We start from the raw sequence: 19,523 nt of genomic DNA, 5'->3' as shown, positions 1-19,523 counted from the left end.
TCCTCGCGGCCCCGTTCGGGCGGGGCTACTCGATCAGCAGAAAGGCGTACCGGTTCATGGTCTTTTTATAGTCGGCCAAAACCTCGATGGGGTAGCCGGCCCGTAGGATGGTCGCGTAGACGTCCACGGCCATGGCGTCCGGCGACGGCCGGGCCCGCTTGGGATCCTTGCAGCCTGTCTTCATCCCCGCGCACGAGGCGCAGACGCCGCAGCTGTCCATGGGCAGCAGGAAGGCCTTGACGAAGCCGCTCAAGAAAACTTCTTTCTCTAGATCCAAGAGCCGGCCGTTGATGCCGCGGCTCCAGTCGTGGCGGTCCTCCGGCTTGTCGACCGCCTTCTCGAAGTGGAATATAGCGGCTTGCTTGTACTCCCTGAAGAATCGTTCGCACTCCGCCACCGACGGGGTGTTGGGCGGGCAGCAAGCGGCCTTGCCGTAATCGGGGCAGCCGTAGAGGCACTTCATCCGGACCCACTGGGCCACAACGATCCCGGCCGGGTCGAGCCAACGATAATCGAAAAAGCCGTTCTTCTCAAATAGGGTTTCGAGTCGCTTGCGTTCGGGCATGTCCGGCGTCCTTGTTTCGTGAATTTTGGCTAATTATAGTCCATTCGACAAACGCGTCAAATCAGCTGCCGGTCCCGAATGGAAGAAAGAAAGGTCCGTCGCCCAATCCCGGGGAGACTAAGGCCGTTCGGGGTGTCGGCCAACGGCGAAATCGCAAGGGCGGCGCCTTTTTCCATAGCTCTCTGAGGGAACCTGGCTCTGGCCAGGCGCCGAGGGCTGTTTGAGCACGCGACTATCTAGCGGGATCGAAACGGAGTGGGCGGTCTCCAAGACCGCACGATCTCGAATGCGGAGTTCCGCCCTCGCGGGGACGGTCGGAGCGGCGTCCCTCCGAGGACTGCGAAGCGCTGGAGGCGCCGAAGAGAGCTGTGGGAAAAGGCGAGTAAAGCCCGAAGCCGCCGGGACGATACCCCGAACGGCCCTCCCCCGAATTGGGCGAGTATTTGGGGAAAAGAGACTTGACAGTATTCTAAATATGTTATATAAAAAATAACGAATATATAGAATCACTTCTCTCTCGGAAGGAAAGCCATGCTTATCACTCTCATCGGCATCGCCGCCGGCGCCGTCGTCGGGTTTCTCTACTACAAGCTGGTCGGCTGCCGATCGGGAGTCTGCCTGCTGACATCCAACCCCATTCGCTCCGTGCTCTATGGGGCCCTCATCGGGGGTCTTGCGGCCTCGGGGTTCGGCCGCTGAGTCCGCGCCGGGCTCCCGTTTCTCTCGGCTCGGAAATAGAATAGAATCCAAATAGAGGTTCAGAATTGGCCCGACCAACGGTTCCGCTGCTCGCTCCTTCCGGGCCCGGTTTGCCGTCCCGGACTTCGGTTATTCTCTGCCGGCCCGAGAGCTCCGAGAACATCGGCTTGGCCGCCCGGGCCATGAAGAACACGGGCTTCGCCGACCTGCGGATCGTCAGCCGCCGGGCTCTCCCGGCCGAAGCGCGCAAGACCGCCGTCCACGCCGAGGACATCCTCGAACAGGCCAAGGTCTTTCCGACCCTCGAGGCGGCCCTGGCCGACCGCGAGATCGTCCTCGCCTCCACCGCCCGGATGCGGCGCCATTCCACCGTCGTCGGCCTGGACGAGGCGGCCCGGATGATCGGCGGGCAGCCGCCGGGGACGACGGTCGCCCTGCTTTTCGGCAACGAGCGGACCGGGCTTACGGCGGAGGAGATCGAGCGGGCCAACTGCGTCTTCACCATCCCCCAGGCCGGACGCCAGCCCTCCTACAACCTCGCAGCGGCCGTGCTCTTGACGCTCTTCACGTTCTTCAATTCCGGGGCGCCTCCGGCCGGAGGCGAGCCGGGCCGCAATGCCGGGCCGCCCTTGCCGCGGCCGGAGCAGGACGCCGCCATCGACCTCATCCTCCGGCAGCTCGAAGCCAAGCGCTTCATCCATGCCGGCAACAAAGTTCATATCTCCGCCTTGACCCGCGACCTGCTGGGCCGGCTGGCGATGACCGCCCGCGACCGGCGGTTCCTGCTGGCCTTGTTCGCCAAGGGAGTGAATTCCGACCCAAAGGAGTCCGACCATGACCGATAACGAGATTCTCGTCACATTGCCCGGCGGAAGCCGGGTGGAAGCCCGCCTGCGGGGTTTTTCCATCCTGACCGACCAGCCCGTCCACGCCGGCGGTGAAAACGCCGCCCCTTCTCCGTTCGACTTGTTTCTGGCGTCCCTGGCGACCTGCGCCGGCTATTATGTCCTCGCCTTCTGCCAGGAGCGGAAGATTCCGACCGAAGGGATCACCCTGGTTCAACGCATGGAGCGGGGCCCGAAGTCGAAGCTCATAGAGATGGTGCGCATCGAGATCCATCTGCCGGCCGGTTTCCCGGCCAAATACAAAGAGGCCGTGATCAAAGCGGCCGACAAATGCGCCGTCAAGGCCCACCTGGCCTTTCCGCCGGATTTCGAAATCACCTCCCATATCGCCGAAGCCTGAGTCCGCCGCGTCCCGGCCGCGCGACCGGACGCCCGGCGGCCGACGGGCCCGCGCCTCCCGGCGCGGCGTTCGGGCAGGCCCCGGTCCCGGATTGACTTGGGTCCACCGTCGCGATAGATTGAGCGCCGATGGGCAACGGAGAGGGGACATGACGCATCGGCCCGCCGCCGCCTCGGCGCCCCCTCCGCGCCGCCGCCGCGGACCGATCGTCGTCGCCGGGCTCGACTTGGCCGGCGTCCCCTCGCGCCCCACGGGAGCCTGCCTCCTGCGGACGATGACCGCGACGACCGCCGAGCTCGGCGGGGATGACGAGATCCTGGCCTTCGTCAAGGCCGGCCGTCCCGACCTGGTGGTTATCGATGCACCGCTCCACCTGCCTCCCGGCCGCCGCTCGATCGACGACCGCAACGGCGCTCATTACCGTCCCTGTGACCTGGAGCTCAAAGCCCGCAAAATCCCCTTCTTTCCGATCACCCTCGGCCCGATGCGCGGCCTGACCGTGCGTGGCATGGCCCTCAAGAAACGCCTTGAACGGGCCGGTTTTCGGTCTTTGGAGATGTACCCCGGCGGGGCGCAGGACGTCTGGGACATCCCCCGGGCCCGCCGCGATCGGCGAGGTCTGCGGGTTGGGCTGACCCGGCTGGGGCTGCGGGGGCTGACCTCGGAGATGTCGGAGCACGAGCTTGACGCCGCCACGGGTGCTTATGTCGGCCGCCTGTACCTTCTGGGCCGGGCCGAGGTTCTGGGAGATTTCCGGACCGGGGCCATCCTGCTGCCCGCGCTCAGCGAGGGCGAATAACGCGGATGGCCTTGGGCAGGACCTTCAGCTCGAGCTCGCGCCGCGGTTCCAGGATTTCGCCGTTGTACTGGGCGTGCAGCATCTCGCCCCGAATCACCACCCGGCGGGCCTTGAAGTGCTTGAGGATCTTCTGGTAGTAGCCCAGGTAGATCAGGGGGAAATTCACCAGGTAGTTGTAGGCCCGGATGTCGAAGAGGGTGACGTCGAGGTAGCCATCGTCGATTTTGGCTTTGGGGGCGATAACCCAGTTGTAGCCGAAGTGATTGGTCTTGTTGACGATGCAATCAAAGATCTTGAGCCGCAGGATCTTGTGGACGAAAACTTCGCCCGCATCGTCGAGCCCGTCAAAGAGCTCGATCTCGAAGTACTCGCGCGGATGCCAGGCCAGCCGGGTCGAGGCCAGCAGATGGCCAGCCAGGCCCGGGATCTTGATCTGGGCCTTGCGGTGCGTCACCATCCCCGTCGCCCCGATGCTGACGAAGCTGGCCACCCGGCCGTCCACGTCGATGAGGTCGATGGCCCGCGGCCGGCCGCGGTAGAAGGCCTTGACCGCGGCCCGCGCCTGTTTGGGGATGCGCAGGGATTTGCGTAGGGCGTTGCCGCTGCCGAAGGGGATGATGCCCATCAGGACGTCGGCCTGGCGGCCGGCATTGACGATGCCCTGCATGATGTCGGCCAAGGTGCCGTCCCCGCCCAGCCCGAGAATGACGTCGTTTTCGGCGCTGAGCCGCGCCACCGTCTCGATCATCTCGGCCTTGCCGGCGAATTGGTCGTAGACCCGGCCCGGGAAGCGGGCGTTCAAGTAAGCGCGGACTTTCGGCGATCGGCGCCACTTCTGGCGGGCCGAGTGGGGATTGACAACGACGACGACCCGCTTTCCGGCCACGTAAGGAGACGGCTTTCGATGGGGCATCATCCAATCCTGATTAAACCCTATTTTTACCACGAGCGGCCGATTTAGACAAACCAACCCTCTTCCATTAGACGCACGAATGGAGAAAACCTTCCCTGGCCCGGGTTTCTTTCCCAGGCCGGTTGGGCTACAATCCGGTTTGAAGTCCCAACCATGAACGATGCCCTGCTGTCCCCCAGGCTCCACCAAGCCGGAGGCCGGACTTATCGGCTTCAAGTGGAAGCCTCCCCCGATGCCGGCGCTTATGCCAAATACGACCATCTGCGGAACGAGGTCTGGGGCTTCCCCGAGGACCACATGGCCGGAACGCGCAACTTGATGTGCGAGAACTTCCTGCACGACGGAAGCGCGCTTTTCCTGGCCGCTTATGACGCCGGGCCGGACGGACGACTCCCCGAGGCCGACGACCGCCTAGTCGGCTTCGCCTATGGCTTCGTCGGCATCCGGGACAAATCGATCGGCTTCCGCTCACCGGCAAACCTGTGGTTCTACGCCCAGTACACGGCCGTTAAGCCCGCCTGCCAGGGCGCCGGTCTCGGGGTGGCCCTCAAAGAATTCCAGCGCGACATCCTGCGCGGTGTCTTCGGCCTCGGCCACGTCGTGTGCACTTACGATCCTTTAACGGGGGTCAACGCCTATCGCAACATCCATCATTTCGGGATGTCCGTCCTGGAATACCGGGTCGCCACCTACGGAGAATACGGAGGACGGCTCAATCGGCGCGACGTCCCCACCGACCGGTTCTTCATGGATTGGGATCTCGAGGCGCCCCCGCCGCGTCCCGCCTACGACCTGGCCGACCTTTTGGAGGCGACGCCGCCGATCCTCTGCATCTCCAGGCGGACCACGGCCGGCGCGTCCGGCCCCCAGGACCTCGAGATCGTCGAGGCCGCAGACCTTGCCGCGGCCGGAGATTTCGCGCTTGTCCGCGTGCCGCGCGATTTCTACCTTATGCTGCAGGAGACCGACGTGGCCGACCCCGAGATCCGCCGGATTCCCTTGGAGTGGCGGCTTCGGACCCGGGAGGCCTTTCAAGCTCTTTTTCGCCTCGGCTACCGGATTATAGATTTTCGGGGCGTCAGGCGGCCCGAGGCCGAAAGCTGGTACGTCCTGCATAAGGCCTGACCCATGGCTGCCAGATCCCCCCGCTTGTCGCTTCGCGATTACCTGGAGTTCGCCGTCTCCGATCTGGGCCAGAGGAAGCTCCGAACTTTTCTGACCTCTTTCGGCGTCACCGTCGGCATCGGGGCCCTGGTGGCCATGGTCGGCTTCGGCAAGGGCATGCAGAAGAACGTGACCGACAACTTCGCCAAGCTCGACCTTTTCAATTCCCTGACCGTCCTGCCGGCCGGCGGGGGGATGGGCGATTTCGGCCTCCGGCGGGGACGACGGGCCGCAGCCGAGCCGGCGGCGCGGGCCAAGTCCGCCGTCCTGGACGATGCCGCCGTGGCGGATCTGGGCCGTCTCCCAGGGGTCGAAAGCGTCTTCCCCGAGGTCCGCTTCCCGGCCATGATCCGGATCGGGGAGGCCGAGGAATTCCGCCTCGTCCAGGTCGTTCCCGCCCGGATCGCGGGCTCGCGTCTGCTCCCCCTTCGGGTGGGCCGGCCGTACGCCTCCGACGACGAGGAAGCGGTCCTGGTCGGGGCGGGGCTCCTGCGGGCCATGGGCCTGGCCGATCCGGCTGCCGCGATCGGCCGGACGGTCGAGATCGTCTCGCTGTCGTTCAACCTGGCCTCATTCGATCCGGCCAAGATCGGGGCCATCCTCGGCGGCGGGGCCTCGCCGTTCAAGCGGACGTCCGCCTCTTTCCGGATCGCCGGGGTCATGGAGACGGGCGGGTTCGGGGGGGGGGTCACCCCGTTGGCCTCCGACATCCTGCTGCCGCCGGGCCCGGCCGGGCGGCTGCCCAAGCTGTCCGTGACGAATATCTGGGACCTTTTCCGGACGGGACCCGGGGGCGCCGGCTATTCCGCGGTCAACGTGCGGCTCAAAGACCTGTCGGCCGCCGCCGCCGTCAAGCGGGCCGCCGCGGATAGGGGATTCTCCACCTTCTCGCTTCTCGACCAGTTCGAGCAGATCAAGACCAGCTTTGTCCTGATGGACATGATGCTGGCCGCGATCGGGATGATCGCCATCTTCGTCGCCGCCTTGGGCATCGTCAACACCATGGTCATGTCGGTCCTGGAACGGACCAACGAGATCGGGATCATGAAGGCCGTCGGCGCATCGCCGGCCGCCGTTCAGAAGATCTTCGTCTTCGAATCGAGTCTGATCGGCTTGGCCGGCGGCGTTTTCGGGCTGGTCCTGGGCTGGGCGGTCAGCCGGATCATCAACCCCGTCATCAACTACTTCGCGGCCAAGGAAGGGCTTCCGGCCATGGGATATTTCAGCTTCCCGGCTTGGCTCTGCCTGGGGGCGATCGTCTTTGCCGTCCTGGTCAGCCTGGCGGCCGGGATCTACCCGGCCCGGCGCGCGGCGAGGGTCGACCCGGCTGTCGCCTTGCGGCATGAATAGGCTCGGACTCCCTTGGAAGGGGACCCTTTAGCCGGGTCCCCCTCCAACGCCCGAATCGGCCTGAGGCCGATTCGGGCTGCTACCCCTCCAAGGAGCCTCGTCCATTTGGCTTCCATCGTATAGATAGGAACATATTTTTAGCGCCGCCCGGCTCGGGACCGTGCCCGCTCTCTCGCCGACCCTATGCTGAAGCATAGGGCTGCCAAGCCTGTGGGTTTGGCCCCCTATACCCCTCGCCTCAGCAAAAGACCTTTTCGGAAGCAATAACACTGGGTTTTAGCGGAGGCCTAGGCTTGACGGCATGCGCAATCTGTTCGGAAAGAATTCTGATATAATCCCCCCGCATCCGAAGGAGGCGACCATGACCAAGCGTTCCCGATTTGTCGAATTGACATGGCTCGCGATCGGCGTCGCGGTCTTAGCCGCCTGCGTCGCGGCCCCGGTCAAGATGGACGACGTATCGCTCGAGGCCAAGGCCCGCGCCATCCACGCCAGGATCCTATCCGTCGACACTCACTGTGACACACCCATGAACATGCTCCGCGGCAATTGGGACATCGGCCAGCGCCACGAGCCGGGCAAGTCGGGCAGCGGGCTCATCGACCTGCCGCGGATGAAAGAGGGCTGTCTCGACGCCCTGTTCTTCGGCGCCTTCGTCGGCCAGGGCGAGCTTTCGCCCCAGGCTTACGCCAAGGCCAAGGAACGGGCCGATCAGCTCATCGCCGCCGTGGACGCCATGTGCGTCAAGTATCCGGATCTGGTCGAGAAAGCGACCACCCCCGGCGACGCCTGGCGGATCAAGGCGACCGGCAAGCGGATCGCCTTCCTCGGCATGGAGAACGGCTATCCGATCGGCACCGATCTGTCGCTCATCGAGGCTTACGCCAAGAAGGGCGTCCGCTACATCACCTTGTGCCACGGGTCCGACAATCAGATCTGCGATTCGGGTACCGAACGCCGGAACCCCGAGGACAAAGGCCTGTCCGAGTTCGGCCGTAAAGTCGTGGCCGAGTGCAACCGGTGGGGGATCATGGTCGATGTCTCTCATATGTCGGACAAGTCGTTCTTCGACGTCCTGCAGGCGTCCCGGGCCCCGATCTTCGCCTCCCACTCCTGCTGTCGGGCGCTGTGCGACAATCCCCGCAACCTGACCGACGATATGATCAAAGCCCTGGCCCGCAAGGGCGGCGTCATTCAAATGTGCTTCCTGTCGGCCTATCTCAAGGCGCCCAAGCCCAACCCCGACCGGGAAAAGGCCCTCAAGGAGCTCGAGGCCAAGTACGGGCCCCGCCGGGCTCTCCAGAACGTCAAGGATGAGGCGCTGCGGGTCAAGGCCACCCAGGAATACCAGGCGGTGATGCAGAAATTTCCTGACGACCGGGCCTCGGTCAAGGATATCGTTGATCATATCGAGCACGTCATCAAGCTCGTGGGCGTCGACTATATCGGGATCGGGACGGACTTCGACGGCGGCGGCGGCGTCAGCGACTGCGGCGATGTCAGCCAGATGTTCCGGGTGACGATGGAGCTGCTGCGCCGCGGATACAACGAGAAGGAAATCGGGAAGATCTGGGGCGGCAATATCATGCGCGTGCTCCAGAAAGTCATCGATGCCGCGGCCTGATTATCAGGCCAAGACTGTAAAATATCTTTACGTTCTGGTAATCTATTAGCGAGTTGAGCGCGCGCCCGCGCTTTTAACAGGCGGAAGAATCGATTCGTCCGGTCTGGCATAAAGATTGCTCTGTTGATTCATCTATGAACCGCCTTAAAAACCGTCTGTCCGCCGCCCCTCACTGGGGTGCCTGCGTTTTTCTGCTCGTTGCCGCTGTCGCCGCCGCGACCGGGGCCTCGCCCGGCCGCGAGGACTTGCCGAAGTTGGGCGGAATGATCCGCGTCCGCGACTTCACCACCTCCCTTAAGCCCAATCTCGACCCGGCCGTCGCGTCCTGGGTTTTCGCCACCGAACAGATCTTCGAAGGGCTGGTCCGGCTCGACAACCGGCTCGATCTCGTCCCTTCGCTGGCCGAATACTGGATGGTTTCCGAGGACAGATGTCGGATGACGTTCATCCTCAAGCGGGGCGTGCGCTTCCATCACGGTCGTGAATTCGATGCCCAGGACGTCAAATACTCTTTCGAGCGATTGCTCCGCCGGGAGACCAAGTCGCCCTATGCCGGGCTTTTGGCCGGCAAGATCGTCGGAGCCGAGGAGTTCTGGGACGGCAAGGCCGCCGAGGTGACCGGATTCCGGGCTCCGGAAAAATACGTCTTCGAAGTAAGCTGGAAGGCTCCCTCGGTCGCGTCCCTCTATCTGCTGAGCATGAGCTTCTGCAAGATCCTGCCGCGCGACAAGCTGATCGAGGAGGGGGCGGGCTTCTTCGACAAGCCGTCCGGGACGGGCCCCTTCCGATTCGCCAACTGGATGCGCAGCCCTCAGCTGGACATCGTGGGCGTCCATCTGGACCGGTTCGAACAGTACCACGGCCGCAAGGCCTATCTTGACCATGTTGAATACAGCCCTTATCTGACCGTTGATCATTTCATGAGCGGCGATGCCGACATCATGCCGTTTCTCTCGGATCGGATGGCCAACTCCGGCTGTCAGGCCGTGGTCGGCGTCCCCTACAAGGAATCTTACCTGGGCTTCAGCTGCCAGATCCCGCCTTTCGACCGCAGTGTGGTCCGCCGGGCCGTGGCGGCCGCCATCAACAAGGACCGTCTGATCGAGGCGGCCCAAGCGCCGGACCGGGTCCGCCGCCAGGCCTCGAGCTATATTCCATCCGGGCTGCCGGGATTTCTTCCGTTGGAGGAGACCTCGCACTTCGACTCGGAACAGGCCCGCCGGCTTCTAGACGAACTCGGGTATTCCGGAGAGCGTCGCTTCCCCTCCCTTCTGCTGTTCGTCCTCAAGCCCCGCGCCGAAGCGCCGATGCGCCTGGCCCGCGAGATCGCCGCCCAGCTGGATGCCGTCGGCATCTCCGTCTCCATCCGAACGTACACGAAGGCCGATGATCTGCTCGACGTCCGGACCCCCTACTTGACGTTTTTTACCTGGTTGATGGATTATCCCGACGCCGAGAACATCATCCTGCCTCTCTTCGGACAGGGAACGGATGGGCTCCAGTTCCTGATCCATTACTCTTCGCCGGCCTTGGACAAGCTGCTCGAGGAGTCCGCGGCCGAGAAGAGCTGGACCCGGCGGATCGAGCTGTTTCATCGCATGGAGAAGCTCCTGGGCCAGGATATGCCGGCCGTGCCGCTGTTCACCGAGGAGGAGCGGCTGGCGGTCCAGAGCTACGTCCGCGGCGTCCGGATGCCCCCCTTGGGTTCGAGCTATCTCGACGCCAAAGACTTGTGGCTGGATCGGAGAAGCCCCCGGCCATGAGCATGCCGAACTCGATCCAAAAGCGGTTCACCCTGTGGGTGGCGGCCCTGGTTCTGGTCCTGGTCGGCGCCATTCTTTGGGTCATTCAAGGGCGCGAGCTGAGCATCATCTTCGACGAGTTCAAGACCCGGGCCCTCCTGACGGCATCCAACTTGGCCGAAGTCAACCAGGGCTCGGTCAAGGTCTGGGACATCGAAGACCTGCAGGCCAACGTCGACGCCCAGATCGACGACAACCGGTTGTACATCGCCTTCTTCGACCGCTACGGGACCGGCTTGGTGGCCAGCCGCGACATCGCCGCCGACCGGGCCCTGGCCCAGACGAGTCAGTTGCAGAGAGCTTCCGGCGGCGCGCCGACTTACGCCCAGGCCAAGAATGTCTATATCGCCAAGAAGATCCGCAGGGTTCTCGAGGTCGAGGTGCCGATCTTCGTCCGCGGCTCCGATGCCAATTGGGGCTCGGTCAAGATGGGGTTGTCGCTCGAAGCCTTGGACCGGCAGGTCAGTCGGACCCGGTTCGTCCTCATTCTGATCGGAGCCGTGGGGCTGCTCTTCGGGACGCTGGGCGCCACCGTCCTGGCCCGCCGCATCACCCGGCCGATCAAGGATCTGGCCGACGGGACGGTCCGCATCGCCCGGGGCGAGTTCTCGCACCGGATCGAAATCAATTCGCAGGACGAGATCGGCCGCCTGGCCCGCGACTTCAACGACATGAGCGAGAAGCTGCAGCAGACTCTGGGGGTCATCGAGGTGGCCAACCGCAAGCTCGTCCAGTCCGAGAAGCTGGCCCAGATCGGCCGCATGGCCGCCACCATCGCCCATGAGATCCGCAACCCCCTGACCTCCGTCAAGCTCAACATCCAGAAGGTCCGCAGCTCCCTCCACCTCGACGAGATCGAGCAGGAGCACATGAGCCTGTCCGAAGAGGGCATCGCCCAGATCGAGCGGTTCATCAAGGAACTGCTCAACTTTACCCGCGTCTCGGACCTGCAGAAGGCCCGCTTCGGGATCGAGCAGGTCCTGGACGAGAGCGTCAAGCTGCTGCGGGACGTCCTGGCCGAGAAGATGATCGCCGTCGAGCGCCGCTACGCCGCCGGCCTGCCCGAGGTGGCGGTCGACGGCGACCGTCTGCGCCAGGTCTTTGCCAACATTCTGCGCAACTCGGCCGAGGCCCTCGGTCCGGGCGGGCGCATCACCATCACCACGGGCAAAGCCGAGACCGAGGCGGGCTGCCGGCTGCGGGTCCGGATCTCGGACAACGGCGCCGGCATCCCCGAGAAGGACTGGGATAACATCTTCGAACCGTTCTTCACCACCAAGCCGCAGGGCTTCGGGCTGGGGCTGGCCAACGCCCGCAAGATCGTCGAGCAGCATAAAGGGACTATCCGGGCGGCCCGCAAGCGCGGCCCGGGGGCGGCCTTCGAAATCGACCTGCCGTGCGAGGGAGAGCCATGAAATCGATCCTGATCATCGACGACGACGCCCTGATCCGCAAGACCCTGGCGGCCCACCTGGGCAAGCAGGGCTTCGAAGTCCGGACGGCCGAGGACGGGGAGTCCGGCCTGGCCCAGGCGGCGGAGGCCGAGCCCGATCTGGTTCTCTGCGACATCCGCCTGCCGGACATCGACGGGCTGGAAGTCCTGCGGCGGCTCAAGGAGTCCGGTTGCGGGGCGGCGGTCGTGATCATGACCGCCTACGACGACATGAAGACCACGGTCGAGGCCGTCAAGCGGGGCGCCTTCGAATACCTGGTCAAGCCGCTCGATTACGTGGCTCTCGATCTGACCGTGGACAAGGCTTTCCAGGTCAGGGCCTTGGAGGAGAAGGTCAGCTACCTGGTCCAGGAGCGGAGCAAGGAATACCAGATCGACAACATCATCGGCCGCTCGGCCCCGATGCGCGAGGTCTTCAAGCTGATCGGCTCGGTCGCCGTAACCCGGACCAACGTCCTGATCCAAGGCGAGAGCGGGACGGGCAAGGAGCTGGTGGCCAAGGCCATCCACTACAACAGCCCGCTGCGCGACGAACCGTTCATCGTCATCAACTGCTCCGCCATCCAGGACACCCTGCTCGAATCCGAGCTCTTCGGCCACGTCAAGGGCGCCTTCACCGACGCCCACTGCGAGACCAAGGGCAAGTTTGAGATCGCCGGCCGGGGGACGCTGTTCTTGGACGAGATCGGCGACGTCTCGCCCAACCTCCAGTCCAAGCTGCTGCGGGTCATCGAGACGCGCGATTTCATGAAGGTGGGCGGGGAAAAGGTCCTCAAGACCGAGGCCCGCATCATCGCCGCCACCAACCAGAGCCTGCGCGGCCTGATCGAGTCGGGCAAGTTCAGGGAGGACCTTTACTACCGGCTCAAGGTCGTCGAGATCCAGCTGCCGGCCCTGCGGGACCGCATGGAAGACGTCCCCGAACTGGTTGCGTACCTGTTGGAGAAGATCAACCGGGAGCTGCGAAAAAACGTCCGCAAAGTCCCGGCCGAGGTGATCAAGCTGCTGTCCGATATGCCCTGGAAAGGCAACGTCCGGGAGCTTGAGAACGCCTTGACCCGGGCGGTCATCCTGGCCAAGGGCGACGTCGTCCTCAAGGAGAACCTGCCGCTGGAGTTCGAGGACAAGCGACTGTTCGCCAAGGCCCTGACCTCGCTCGAAGAGGTCGAGAAGGAATACATCCGGTACGTCCTGACCGCGGTCAAGGGCAGCAAGACGCGGGCCAGCCAGATCCTGCAGATCAGCCGGCCGACGCTGGACAAGAAGATCAAGGACTACAGCCTGGAAATCGCCTAAGCGGCCATAAGATTTCTTTACCCGGCTCGTAAATTCCCTTGCCGGTGGCCTGCGGTTCCGGGATCCGAAAGCGCCTTTTTCCCTGATGCGTCCGGGCCGGTTTTGGCACGAATCCTGCATAATCATTGGCTGAGGCTTCGAAGAAAGGAACAAACATGCTGGGAAAGAAAATCCTCGTGGTGGACGACGAAGAATCCATCCGCAAGACTTTTGTCCTCCTGCTCAACGGCAAATACCGCGTGGTCGCGGCCAAGGACGCCGAGGAGGCCCTCGACAAGCAGAAGAACGGGTATGACCTGGTCATTGCCGACCTGCGCCTGCCCGGCAAGGACGGTGTCGAGCTGATCACCGAGCTGAGGCGCCGGGGGTATCGAGGCGAGGTCATCCTCATTTCCGCCCATGCCGAGCTCGTCGATCCCTCGATCCTGGGCCGGCTGCGGATCGGGCACTTTTTTGCCAAGCCGCTCGACCTCAACGCCATCAGCCGGTCGATCGACTATCTGCTGACCAAGGACGAAAGCGCCGCCCGCATTTGACACGGCCGAGACAGGGCCGTCGGCTCCCGGTGGGAGCCGGCGCCGGGGGGAACGAGTTAGGAGTTCCCCCCGGACCTTTCAGATAGCCTGGTGGCTTTCGCTGCCGGGCCTCCCGCGCGATCGTACTCCCCCGCAGGACTCGTTTCTGATAAAATCCACCCTCGCGAGACACGCGGAAGGGTGTGAACTTTGGCCAAGCCCGAGGGACGGCGTCCGAAGCATTCCCGCCCAGCTTTGAGCCGGGCGGGTCTCCTTGGCCTTTTCGCCATCCTGGCTGCCTGTATCCCGGGTTCCCTGGCCGCCGCTCCCGTCCCTCAAGCCCGGACTATTCGCGTTCCCCAGGACCATCTGCTGATCTCGCTGGCCGTCGCGGCCGCCCGGCCGGGGGATGTCGTCGAGGTCGACGACGGGTATTATTTCGAACAAGACCTCGTTCTTGACAAGCCGATCACGATCCGGTCCAAAAATCTCTTCGGAGCCGTGGTCTGCGGCTCGAAAGCGCCGCGGACGGCCGTTTTCATCGTCCGGGCCGCCGTGGACATCTCGGGCTTCATCCTGAAAGATTCGGTCTTCGGCCTCCTCCAGAGGGACAGTCCCGATGTCGAATGGACCGGATCGGATCTGGCTTTCTTCGACATTACGTTCGCTGTAGACGTTGACGATCGCTGGACCCGAGTCGGATCGGCCCGGTTGTCCCGGCTCATCATCGGCAATTGCGAAAGAGGTCTTTCCACCAATGAGGCCGGGAGCCTCTCGGCGGAACGGTGCTTAATCGCCAGGACGAAGGTTGCCTTTTCGGGGAGCAATCACTTGTTCTTCAAGGTTGACCGGGCCGTCCTCTGGGACTGCATGATGGTCAAGGAGGAGTCCCTCCCGGCCATCCCGGCTCCCGGCACCAACCGAATTGATCTGGGCCCGGACATCTGGTCCGGCTCGGCTGCCGATGCGCGGGCCAAGAGAAGGGAATTTCCGCGGCGCCTCAATCGGCTTTTCGCGGCGGACCGGGGCCCTCGGCCCGAATCGGCCGATCGGGTCAAGCGTCGGGACTCGCTGCTCCTGGCGATGATGGGACAATCTTCGTTGGACAGCGGGGATCTAGCGGGAGCCGAATCGCACTTTCGGCAAGCCCTGGCCTTGACCGAAGCCGGAGGCGGCCTGGAAGCGCGCTGGATGGCCGAACTGGGCTCGGCCCAGACGGCCGAAAAAAGGGGCGACGCGGCCGTGGCCATCGAGCGCTATGGCCGGACGATCGATTTCATCGAGAGCGTCGGGTCCCGGCTTCCTTTGGCGGATCACCGGACCCGGTTCCGAAAGGACAAGATCGGGGTCTATGAGACGGCGATCGGGCTCCTGCTCGACCGGCATGCCCTGGCTCCCGGCGAGGGATACGATCGCCGCGCGTTCCTCATGGCCGAACGATCCAAGGCCCAAGGCGTTCTTGGCGATCTGCGCCGAGCCGAGACCGATCTGGCGGGCATGTCCCGGGATGACGGCCGCCGCGAGATGAAGCGGGTGTCTTCCGCCATCAGCCGGATCCAGACCGAGCTCCAGGACCCCGGCGCGACCCCTGACGCCCGATCCGCCCTCTTGCGCCGGCTGGACAAAGCCGATGCCGAGCGACAGACCTTCTTACTCCGGGTCAGGCAACGGGATCCATCGGGCGCCCGCGGAGCCCCTCTCCCGGCGCCCTCGATTGAAGAAATCAGGCGCGAGCTCCTGGACGAATCTACCGCCCTCTTGGAATATGTGCTGGGCGGAAAGCGGTCCTATGCATTCCTCATGACCCGGGAGGGCCTGTGGACGGCCGAAATCCCGAACGAGGGAGCCCTGCGGCCGCGGATCTCGAACTATTTGAGGTTCCTGACGCTGCGGGAGCCCCGCGAATTCGCGGGCTGGTCCGGGGGCCGGCTGCTTCGGGAATCGCTTTGGAGCCCCTTCGAAGGCCGTTTATCGCCTCGCATCAAGAAGATTCTCATCATCCCCGACGGACTTCTCCACTATCTGCCCTTTGAGACTCTATTGGGCGGACCCGAAGGCCGGCGTTTTCTGGTCGAAGACTTTGCCATCGGCTATGGACCTTCGGCCTCGGTGCTTATCGATCTCCGGCGCCGGCCGGCGCCGGCCGGCTACCCGATGGAATTTCTCGGCTTAGCCAATGACTTGCCCTACCGGCTCTTCGGCTTGAGCGCCGGCGGGGAGCTGCGATTCCCAAGCCTGCCCTACGCGATGCGGGAGGTCCGGTCAATCGGCCGGCTGTTCCCGGCCGCGAAGCGGACGATTCTGACCGGCCGGGATGCCGGCGAGGGCCGATTGAAATCGCTCCCGCTGGCCGATTACCGAATCGTCCATCTGGCCGCCCACGGCTTTTTCGATGACGCCGTTTGGTGGCGCTCGGCCCTCCTTCTCCAAAGGGACAAAGACGGTGAAGAGGACGGCTTCCTCCAGCCCGGGGACCTGCTTTCCCTTCGTTTCCGTCCCGAGCTGCTGGTCCTCTCCGGCTGCCGGACCGGCGGCGGCAGTCTGTTGAAGGGTGAAGGGGTGATGGGCTTGTCCGGCGCCTTCCTCCGCAGCGGAGCCAGATCCGTCCTGATCAGCTTGTGGAGCGTCAACGACAAGGCCACCGCTCGGTTCATGGCTTCATTCTATCGGCTGTGGAAGCGGGGAACGAGCAAGCCGGAAGCCCTCCGCCAGGCCAAGATCGAGGCCCTTCGATCGGGCGAGCCGCCCTTCGCCTGGGCTCCGTTCGTCCTGATAGGGGATTGATCCATTCGCGGCGCCAAACCCCGATTTTCAAATCGGGGCGAGCGGGTTTATCGGTTCAACGGATCGAGAACGATTGTTGGCTCGTCCCGACGGTTTGGCCGGCGTCGTTCGTGGCTTTCACGCTCCAGATATAGGTGCGGCCTTTCTGGAATCGGCTCTCGTAGCCGATCGGCAGGCTGAAGGAGAGTTCATTAAGGCCGGATTCCGGGATGATTATCATCAAGCGGTCGTCGATCAGCTCGAAAAAATAGCTTTCCGCGCTGGGCGGCGCCGACCAGCGGAATTCAACCGGAAACCCGTCTATCGTCCCCCGCGGGCTGAGGAGAACGAGACCGCCGGTTTCCCCGCTCCGGAGGCTGTCTCCGCGCTGGGCGAAGGGGCCGAAATAGAGGCCGGCCGCGACCGTCAAAGCCAGAAGCAGCCCCCAGGCTGCCGCCGGACTGCGCCGGAACCATGCGAACCGAAGCCGCCCGGGCGTCGCTCGAGGCGCCCCGTCCGCCCTCAATTCGTCCAGGCTGGCGGCAGCCAAGCGCTCGAATTTCCCGCGGCGGCCGGAAATCTCCCTCTTCAGCTCCCACAGAACGTCCCACTTGGCCCGGCAAGGAGGGCAGACGCGGACATGATCGACCAGGGCTTCCCGCTCCGCCGCCGGGGCGTCAGTCCGGAAGGACTTCTCGAACGCCTCGTTCGACGGACAGGAGGGTTTCTCCGGGTTCATCTTCATCCTCTCGCGATTCGCGGATCATTTTCCTCAACTGGTCCAAGGCCCGGTAAAACAGGTGCCGGACCTTGGGCTGCGTCCAATGCAGGTATTCCGCCGTTTCCTCCAGCCCCAGGCCGGACAAGTGGAGCTTGAGGACGAGCCGGCGTTTTTGGGGCAGCCTTTCGAGCAAGCTCTCCAAGTGGCGGCGGAATTCGATTTCCTCCTGGCCGGAAACGACGAGCAAGTCTTCGGGGAGCCTGTCCGGGCGGGCTTTCTCCAGATACCCTTCCAGTGAGATCGTCCCCCGTTCGGGCTCCATCCAGTCCAAAGCCGTGGTCGTCACGGCCTTCCAAAGATAAGACGACAGATGGTCGATCTTTTTCCCGTTTTGAGCCATCCGGCAAAGCTTGAGCAGGACTTCCTGCTCGATGTCTTCCCGCGCGGCCTCGGAGAAGCCGGGGAACTTTCTGGCCAGCACGATCCGCGTGCAGCGCGAGATCTCCGCGATCAGAGCCGCGGTAAGAGTATATCGTCCCTGGTCCATGGCTTCCTCTGCCGCTCCTTGAAGAATCATCATAGGCAACTTGATTAATATTATCAAGTTTCGGCCAAAGCGGGAAAATCGAGCGGGAATCCCGGTCTGTATGTGGGAACTGGATGAAGGTGGGGGGCTTTGCTCCGGCTCATGTCCCCATCCGGGGGCGAAAAAAGTAAAGAAAGTGGGTTTCTGTAAACTTTTTTTGCAGGTTTGAGCGCTCAGTGCGGCCGGGGGTCTATTTTCAGGGGGAAAAAAGACGGCAGATCGCTGCCAAATTGGCACGATTCGTGCTCTAATCAGGGACAAAGGCGCTTCCCGAGCGCCTACAATATACCTTTCAACTCTCTTCCTTTCAGTGGGGAGGCGAAGGAGACCCAAGCTCCTTCGCCTCTTTTTTTTTGGCTGGAAGTCGGCCCTGTCTTTTTCCCCGGGGACAAAATACAATAGCTCCGTGATCGACATCCTTGTCCCCTCGGCCTTGGCCGCGGCCGGTCTGGCCGCCCTGGGAGCGGAGCGGGTCCGCCTGGAGGCTTTTTGCCGCCGCATCCCGCTGCGGATCGCCGTGACCGGGACGCGCGGCAAGTCCACCGTGACCCGGCTCGTCGCCGCGGCCCTGCGGGCGGACGGGCGCATCGTCCTGGCCAAGACCACCGGATCCCGGCCGGCCCTGATCGGTCCGGGGGGAGAGGAGACGGAGATCCGGCGCCCCGGCCCGCCGTCCATTTTGGAGCAAAGATCGGTCGTCCGGGCGGCCGTCCGGATGCGGGCCGACGCCCTAGTGGCCGAGATGATGAGCATCGGGCCCGAGACGCTGCGGGCCGAGGCCGGCAAGATCCTGCGACCCCATATTCTGGTCGTCACGAACGCCCGGCTCGATCACCGCGAGGAGATGGGGCGGACCCGCGAAGAGATCGCCGCGACGCTGGCTCGGGCTTTTATCCCGGGCGTCGTGGCCTTCCTGCCGGAGGAGGAGATGCTCCCTATTTACGCTGAGGCCGCGCGCCGGGTCGGATGCCGCCTGACGCCCATCTCCGGCGATCCGGCCGAAAGGCGTCCCGTGGTCACCGGCGGGGCGGCCGTGGAATTTCCGGTCAATATCCGTCTGGCGGAGGCGGTCGCCCGGTATTGCGGCGTCGACGACGGCCGGTTGAAAGCCGGCTTGGCCGCCGCCGCGCCTGACTTCGGCAGCCTTAAGGCCTGGCGACTCCGGATTCCCGAATTTTCGCCCCCGGCCTGCGCCGTCAGCCTTTTTGCCGCCAACGAACCCGAGTCGACGGCCTTGTCCCTAGAGCGTCTGGCCCTGGCTTTCCCCGGGCTGCCCGAACGGCGAGTGGCCGTCCTGGCCTTTCGGGCCGACCGCGAAGACCGGACCCGGCAATGGCTGGAGGCCGCGGGCCGTGGCTTTTTCAAGGCTTTCGCCGGAATCATGGTCCTGGGCGACCACGCCCTCCCCATTGCCCGGCGGCTCCGCCGGCTCGCACCGGCGGGGACGGCTGTTTCGGCCTCGTCGGCATCCGATCCGGCTCGCATCATGGCCGCGGCTGTGGGCTTGGCCGGTGGGGATGCCTGCCTCATCGGCATGGGCAACATTGTCGGCATCGGAACGGCCTTGATCGATTTCTGGGCCGCGAACGGGGAGCCGGTCTGATGGCCGCCTCGATCCTCCTCGGCTTGGCCGTCGCTCTGCTTTGGACGGAAATCACGGGTGTCTTGCCGGGCGGTCTTATCGTCCCCGCTTATCTGGCCTTGTATGCCAACCAGCCCTGGCGGATCGCGGCCACGCTGGCCGCGGCCTTTTTAGCGTTCGGGGCTTATCGCCTCCTGTCCCGATGGTTTTTGCTGTTCGGCCGCCGCAGGTTCGTCTTCATGCTCTTTATCGGCGGGCTGATCGGGCAGGCCTGGCTCCTGCTCTGGCCGCGGCTCTTCTCGGGTCCGGTTGATCTCCGGGTCATCGGCTGGGTCATCCCCGGCTTGCTGGCCAACAATCTCGTCCGCCAGAAGCCGGGACCGACCCTGGCCTCCCTGGCGGGGGCAACGGCGCTCACGGTCGCTCTGGCGAGCCTGCTCTTCTGA

The 19,523-nt window shown here is 64.1% G+C and carries 18 protein-coding genes; 14 read left to right on the top strand and 4 right to left on the bottom strand.

The window, feature by feature from the left end:
* Positions 1–25 precede the first annotated feature (25 nt).
* On the bottom strand, positions 26–565 hold the full coding sequence (locus NTZ26_00430) for a DUF2284 domain-containing protein (protein MCX6558953.1): 540 nt from the start codon (positions 563–565) through the stop codon (positions 26–28).
* Between the two features lie 531 nt (positions 566–1,096).
* Between NTZ26_00430 and NTZ26_00425 the strand changes: the two genes are divergently transcribed.
* From NTZ26_00425 to NTZ26_00410, 4 genes are all read left to right on the top strand, one after another.
* Complete coding sequence (locus NTZ26_00425) at positions 1,097–1,264, top strand: DUF6132 family protein (protein ID MCX6558952.1); 168 nt, start codon at positions 1,097–1,099, stop codon at positions 1,262–1,264.
* Positions 1,265–1,329: 65 nt separating this feature from the next.
* Positions 1,330–2,109, top strand: a complete 780-nt coding sequence (locus NTZ26_00420; GenBank protein MCX6558951.1) for an RNA methyltransferase — start codon at positions 1,330–1,332, stop codon at positions 2,107–2,109.
* Positions 2,099–2,509, top strand: coding sequence for an OsmC family protein (locus tag NTZ26_00415; protein ID MCX6558950.1), 411 nt, complete (start codon positions 2,099–2,101; stop codon positions 2,507–2,509). The genes NTZ26_00420 and NTZ26_00415 overlap by 11 nt, the downstream gene beginning before the upstream one ends.
* A gap of 148 nt (positions 2,510–2,657) precedes the next feature.
* The gene (locus NTZ26_00410) at positions 2,658–3,308 is read left to right on the top strand and encodes a DUF429 domain-containing protein (GenBank protein ID MCX6558949.1); all 651 of its coding nucleotides are present in this window, start codon (positions 2,658–2,660) and stop codon (positions 3,306–3,308) included.
* On the opposite strand, the gene NTZ26_00405 is transcribed toward NTZ26_00410, so the two are convergent.
* On the bottom strand, positions 3,292–4,221 hold the full coding sequence (locus tag NTZ26_00405; GenBank protein MCX6558948.1) for a diacylglycerol kinase family protein: 930 nt from the start codon (positions 4,219–4,221) through the stop codon (positions 3,292–3,294). The two genes, NTZ26_00410 and NTZ26_00405, sit on opposite strands and share 17 nt — an antisense overlap.
* Positions 4,222–4,374: 153 nt before the next feature.
* On the opposite strand from NTZ26_00405, the gene NTZ26_00400 reads away from it, so the two are divergent.
* From NTZ26_00400 to NTZ26_00365, 8 genes are all read left to right on the top strand, one after another.
* A complete protein-coding gene (locus NTZ26_00400) occupies positions 4,375–5,346 on the top strand; it encodes a hypothetical protein (protein ID MCX6558947.1) in 972 nt (323 codons plus the stop codon).
* A gap of 3 nt (positions 5,347–5,349) precedes the next feature.
* Positions 5,350–6,735, top strand: a complete 1,386-nt coding sequence (locus tag NTZ26_00395) for an ABC transporter permease (protein ID MCX6558946.1) — start codon at positions 5,350–5,352, stop codon at positions 6,733–6,735.
* A gap of 361 nt (positions 6,736–7,096) precedes the next feature.
* Entirely contained in the window at positions 7,097–8,359 is a 1,263-nt protein-coding gene (locus NTZ26_00390) for a dipeptidase (protein MCX6558945.1), read from the top strand.
* 134 nt (positions 8,360–8,493) lie between these two features.
* Positions 8,494–10,122 carry an ABC transporter substrate-binding protein gene (locus NTZ26_00385; GenBank protein ID MCX6558944.1) on the top strand — a complete coding sequence of 543 codons (1,629 nt, stop codon included), beginning with the start codon at positions 8,494–8,496 and terminating at the stop codon, positions 10,120–10,122.
* Entirely contained in the window at positions 10,119–11,576 is a 1,458-nt protein-coding gene (locus NTZ26_00380) for an ATP-binding protein (protein MCX6558943.1), read from the top strand. The genes NTZ26_00385 and NTZ26_00380 overlap by 4 nt, the downstream gene beginning before the upstream one ends.
* Positions 11,573–12,910 (top strand): sigma-54 dependent transcriptional regulator, encoded by a 1,338-nt coding sequence (locus tag NTZ26_00375; protein ID MCX6558942.1) that lies wholly within the window; start codon positions 11,573–11,575, stop codon positions 12,908–12,910. Before NTZ26_00380 ends, NTZ26_00375 begins: the two co-directional genes overlap by 4 nt.
* A gap of 155 nt (positions 12,911–13,065) precedes the next feature.
* On the top strand, positions 13,066–13,446 hold the full coding sequence (locus tag NTZ26_00370; GenBank protein MCX6558941.1) for a response regulator: 381 nt from the start codon (positions 13,066–13,068) through the stop codon (positions 13,444–13,446).
* A 189-nt stretch (positions 13,447–13,635) separates the two neighbouring features.
* Positions 13,636–16,209, top strand: coding sequence for a CHAT domain-containing protein (locus NTZ26_00365; protein ID MCX6558940.1), 2,574 nt, complete (start codon positions 13,636–13,638; stop codon positions 16,207–16,209).
* A gap of 55 nt (positions 16,210–16,264) precedes the next feature.
* Here the strand turns inward: NTZ26_00365 and NTZ26_00360 are convergent, their stop codons facing one another.
* Together NTZ26_00360 and NTZ26_00355 are read right to left on the bottom strand one after the other, a co-directional pair.
* Positions 16,265–16,927 carry a hypothetical protein gene (locus NTZ26_00360; protein MCX6558939.1) on the bottom strand — a complete coding sequence of 221 codons (663 nt, stop codon included), beginning with the start codon at positions 16,925–16,927 and terminating at the stop codon, positions 16,265–16,267.
* Positions 16,866–17,456 (bottom strand): sigma-70 family RNA polymerase sigma factor, encoded by a 591-nt coding sequence (locus NTZ26_00355; GenBank protein ID MCX6558938.1) that lies wholly within the window; start codon positions 17,454–17,456, stop codon positions 16,866–16,868. The genes NTZ26_00360 and NTZ26_00355 overlap by 62 nt, the downstream gene beginning before the upstream one ends.
* Before the next feature lie 445 nt (positions 17,457–17,901).
* On the opposite strand from NTZ26_00355, the gene NTZ26_00350 reads away from it, so the two are divergent.
* Positions 17,902–19,098 (top strand): Mur ligase family protein, encoded by a 1,197-nt coding sequence (locus tag NTZ26_00350; GenBank protein MCX6558937.1) that lies wholly within the window; start codon positions 17,902–17,904, stop codon positions 19,096–19,098.
* Positions 19,098–19,523, top strand: coding sequence for a poly-gamma-glutamate biosynthesis protein PgsC (gene pgsC, locus NTZ26_00345; GenBank protein MCX6558936.1), 426 nt, complete (start codon positions 19,098–19,100; stop codon positions 19,521–19,523). The genes NTZ26_00350 and pgsC overlap by 1 nt, the downstream gene beginning before the upstream one ends.

Source organism: Candidatus Aminicenantes bacterium (genome assembly GCA_026393855.1).
Taxonomy (GTDB): Bacteria; Acidobacteriota; Aminicenantia; order Aminicenantales; family UBA4085; genus UBA4085.
This window is presented reverse-complemented; position numbering and strand designations above follow the sequence as displayed.